This is a genomic window from Streptomyces ossamyceticus, assembly GCF_001418475.1.
GTDB classification, from domain to species: domain Bacteria; phylum Actinomycetota; class Actinomycetes; order Streptomycetales; family Streptomycetaceae; genus Streptomyces; species Streptomyces ossamyceticus.
Genome location: NZ_LIQX01000665.1, coordinates 1 through 4,358, shown reverse-complemented (window position 1 = coordinate 4,358; position 4,358 = coordinate 1). Strand labels below are relative to the sequence as shown.

4 protein-coding genes are annotated in these 4,358 nt (G+C 74.6%); 2 read left to right on the top strand and 2 right to left on the bottom strand.

Annotated elements, in window-relative coordinates:
- Both AOK15_RS36085 and AOK15_RS36080 read right to left on the bottom strand, forming a co-directional pair.
- On the bottom strand, window positions 1–308 hold a 308-nt coding region (locus tag AOK15_RS36085), incomplete at its 3' end, for a GNAT family N-acetyltransferase (protein WP_157870476.1).
- Window positions 298–2,670, bottom strand: a complete 2,373-nt coding sequence (locus AOK15_RS36080; protein WP_063799098.1) for a penicillin acylase family protein — start codon at window positions 2,668–2,670, stop codon at window positions 298–300. The genes AOK15_RS36080 and AOK15_RS36085, both read right to left, overlap by 11 nt.
- Before the next feature lie 83 nt (window positions 2,671–2,753).
- Here AOK15_RS36080 and AOK15_RS36075 point away from each other — a divergent pair, with 83 nt between their 5' ends.
- Entirely contained in the window at window positions 2,754–3,512 is a 759-nt protein-coding gene (locus tag AOK15_RS36075; RefSeq protein ID WP_055522688.1) for a siderophore-interacting protein, read from the top strand.
- A 146-nt stretch (window positions 3,513–3,658) separates the two neighbouring features.
- The gene (locus AOK15_RS36070) at window positions 3,659–4,252 is read left to right on the top strand and encodes an HhH-GPD-type base excision DNA repair protein (protein WP_055522689.1); all 594 of its coding nucleotides are present in this window, start codon (window positions 3,659–3,661) and stop codon (window positions 4,250–4,252) included.
- Window positions 4,253–4,358 lie beyond the last annotated feature (106 nt).

Below are 4,358 nucleotides of genomic sequence, written 5' to 3'. Positions count from 1 at the left end.
CGTACGAGCCGGACGCCGACCCGGTCGGCGTCCGGCTCGTACGTCTGGAGCAGTCCGACGGGCTCGCCGTCGCGCAACGCGAGGAAGGCGTGGTGGGTGTCGAGGGTGTCCAGGTGGGCGTAGATCTCCCGGACCTGCTCCTCGGTGAGCCCGTTCATGCCCCAGAACGCGGCCCGGGGTTCGCTCACCCAGCCGTGGACGACACCGGCGTCGGCCTTCGGGTCCAGCGGCAGGACGCGGACGGTTCCGAAGCCGTCGATCGCCTGCTCGTGGACGGCCACGCGCCCGCCGTACGCGTCAACGCTCATCGTCGTTCCCCTCGCTGTCCTTGCTGTCTTCGCTGTCTTCGCTGTCCTGGCTGTCCTTGTGGTGCTCGCCGTGCTCGGTGGGCCCGGTCTCCCGGGTGAGCCGGTCCCAGTCGGTCACGACCGGTGCGAGCTGCCCCTGGAGCCAGAGGGGGAGCTGGTCGCGGTGGTGCGCGGAGCCGGTCACGCCGGACACGCCGAACGGCACCACCCAGAGGCTGTCCTCACGCCGGGCCAGGTCCCAGACGTAACGGGCGGCGGGGCCGCGCGCGCTGAGGTCGGTGATCCCGGGGACGGCGGAGGTGCACAACACACAGTCGTGGTCACCCGCGAGCCCCGGCTCGACGGGCGCGGCGGACGGGTCCGCGGGGTCGAGCGCCCGCCACGGCGCGAGCCGGTGGCTGTCGCCCCACGGCCCGAACGCACCGCCCGCCACCTCCTCCAGCGCCTCCCGTACGAGCCCCGCGCGGTCGATCCCGTACAACTCCTCGGCCCGCAGCAGATGTTCGAGCGCGAACCCGATCCGGACGGTGAGCGAGAGCCAGGGCCGGAAGATTTCCGGGTACGCCGGCGGCGCGGCCAGCGCCGCGAAGGCGGGCTGGGCGGCGAGCCGCCGAACGACCGCGCCGCGCACCGCCGCGTACGCCGTGGCCTCGACGCTGTCGGCCGCCATCCGCCGGTCCCAGCCCAGCAGCCGCGCGCGCAGGTCGGCGGCGGCCGGGGTGAGGCCCACGGAGCCGCCCGAACCACCGGAACCGTCCGAGCCGTCGGCACTGTCCGAGCCTTCGGCACCGTCCGCGCCGTGGGGGCCGTCCGAACCGTGAGGGCCGTCGGGGAGGGCGGCCAGGTGCTCCAGCAGGGGCGCGGCGGAGGCGAGGTACGTGTCCCTGTGGATGGCCGGCATGTCCGGTGCCGACCAGACCGGTCGCTCGGCCAGCAACTCCCGGATGCGGTCGGCCCGGTGGGGCGGCGCGAACTCCACGCCGAGCGGGGTCGCCGGGCCGCGCTGGTTCGCCATGACGGCGACCCCGTCCTCGAACGTGCCGTACGGCGTCTCGTGCCAGCCCTCCCAGGCATGGCCCGGCTCCCACGCCGGAACGACTCTCCGGCGGTTGTCCGCGCTCCGGACCGGCACCCGCCCCGCCACCCGGTGCAGTACGCCGCCCCTGGTGTCCGCGGCCTGCACGACGTTCACCGGCTCGGCCCACAGATCCAACGCCCGGTCCACGTCGGCGACCTCACGCGCCCGGAGGAGGGGGAGCAGCGCGCTCATCCCGAGGTCCTCGGTGACCCGCGGCGGGTAGCGGAGGCTGATGGAGCCGACGGAGGAGACGTCGGAAGCGGTGCCCGCGCCCGCGTCGGCCGCGGAGGCGGTGCCCGCGCCGATGCCGGTGCCGACGGCGGTGCCGGTGGCCGTGCCCGCGTCGCCGTCGGCCCCCGTCTCGCACCCCCCGATGACGACCGGCCCCCGAGCCGTCTCGACGATCTCCACCTCGACGGGGGTCCCGTCGGCGACCTCGACGGTCTCCACGTGCCGGTGCGCGGCGCGCCACCGCCCGTCCGGGTCGAGCGCCTCGACGCCCCCGGTCGCGGTGCGCCGCAGCCGCTCCCGGTAGAGGTCCTGGTAGTCGGCCATGGCGTTGGTGATCGCCCAGGCCACGTGCCCGGTGTGGCCGAAGTGGGCGATGCCGGGCAGGCCCGGGACGGCGAGCCCCACCACGTCGAACTCGGGGCAGGAGAGGCGGATCTGCTGGTAGACCCCGGGTTCCTCGATGAACCGGTGCGGGTCACCGGCGACGACGGCCCGCCCCGTGGCCGTACGGGACCCGTCGACCAGCCAGCCGTTGCTCCCGGCGGTGCCGGGCCCGTCGGTGGCGAACAGGCCCACCGCGTCGGTGCCCAGGTGGCGGACGACCTCCTCGCGCCAGAGCTTCGCGGGGAACCCGGCGAACAGGATGTGCGTGGCCAGCCACACCCCGAGCGGGTGCCAGTCCTCCCAGCGCCCGGGGGTGAGCCCGGACCGCTCGAACTCGGCTGCGTGCCGGGCCCCTTCGGCGAGCCCCTCGTTGACCCCGTCGACATACGCGCGGACCCAGTCGGCGGTGCCGGGGTCCTGTCTCTCCAGCCGGGCGAAGCAGCGTCTGGCGGTGTCGTCGATTCTCGCCCGCCTCGCGAACAGGTCCCAGCCGAGCGCGTCCGCACCGAGGAAGGCCGCCGAGGTGCCCTGGGACCGGTGGCGTTCGACCTCCAACTGCCAGGCCCGGTCGTGTGCGGTGACCCGGCCCTGGGCGCGGGCGAGCGCACGGGCGTCGGCGGCGCGGAGGTGGGGGACGCCCCAGGCGTCCCGGTAAGTCTCGGTGCTCATGTCTGTCCCTGACGTGCAACAGTGGTTTAGGTTAGCCTCACCTAAGCAGTTGTGGGGAAGCGTACGTGAAGGGTGCAGGCGTCATGGGGCAGGGTCACGGCTGGGAGGGCACGGTCCTCAAACTGCTGCGCGCGAAGGACTTCGTCTTCACCGTCACGGGCGCCGAACAGGTCACCGACGACTACCGGCGGATCCACCTCACCGACGGCGGCATGCTCGCGATGACCGGGGTCCACCCCACGATGTGGGTACGGCTCTGGTTCGCGCCCACCGGGGGGACGGGGGCCGCCGCCCGCCCGCACCAGCGGGCGTACACCCTGGTCGGCCCCGACCCGGCCGCCGGGACCTTCAGCCTGGAGTTCGCCCTCCACGAGGGCCGCGCCAGCGACTGGGCGCGCGCCGCGAAGCCGGGCGACACGATCGAGGCGACCGTCCACGGCACCGGCTTCACCGACCCCGACCCGGCCCCCTCCCACCTCCTCGCCATCGGCGACCCGGCCTCGCTCCCGGCCATCAACTCCCTGCTGGGCGCGCTGCCCTCGACCCCCACGACGATCTGGTTCGAGACCCCGGCCGAGAACGGGTCCGACGGTGTGGGCGCTCTCCCGCTCCGTCGCGACCCCGACCACCACGACCTCCGCCCGGTCCCCCGCCGGGACGCCGGCGCGCACCTCGTCACACGGGTGCGGTCGGACGCGCCCGCGCTGCTGGAGGGCACCCCCGACCCGTACGTCTGGATCGCCTGCGACACCGCCACGACCCGCTCCCTCACCACGTACTTCCGCAAGGAACTGGGCCTGCCGAAGCAGCGGATACAGGCGCTGGGGTACTGGCGGCCGTAGGGGGCCGCCGAGGCTGCGGCCGGTAGGCACCCGGGGGACCGGGCTGCGGCGGGTCGGCGCCTCGGGAGCGGCCGGTCCTGCGGCGGGTCGGCGCCCTGGGAGTGGCCGGGCTGCGGCGGGTCGGCGTCCGCGCCATCATCGGGTGCATGGACGTCACCCTTCACCTCGCCCAGGATCCCGAGGCCGACGCACTCCTCGGACGCAGTCCGCTCGCCGCCCTGGTCGGCATGCTGCTGGACCAGCAGGTGCCGATGGAGTGGGCGTTCAAGGGCCCTTCGACCATCGCCGGGCGGCTCGGCGCGGACGACCTCGACGCGCATGAGATCGCCGCGATGGCCCCGGAGTCGTTCGCCGGGATCCTCTCCACCAAGCCGGCGGTCCACCGCTACCCCGGCTCCATGGCCAAGCGGATCCAGCAGCTGTGCCAGTACCTCGTGGAGCACTACGACGGTGACGCGAGCGGGGTCTGGAAGGACGCGGGGACGGGCCGCGAGCTCCTGGCCCGGCTGGAGGCCCTGCCCGGCTTCGGCCGCCAGAAGGCGCAGATCTTCCTCGCGCTCCTCGGCAAGCAACTCGGTGTCCAGCCGGAGGGGTGGCGGGAGGCGGCGGGGTCGTACGGCGAACCGGACTCCTTCCGCTCCGTGGCCGACATCAAGGGGCCCGAGTCACTGGCCAAGGTCCGGGCGCACAAGCAGGAGATGAAGGCAGCGGCGAAGGCGAAGAAACAGAGCGCCGGGTAAGGGACCCGCGCCGGGGGAACCACGCCAGCCGGGGGGCCGCGCGCCGGGTGGGTGTCCGCGCCGACCGAGCGAGCCTCGTCGGACGGGGGCCCGCGCCGACCTGCGG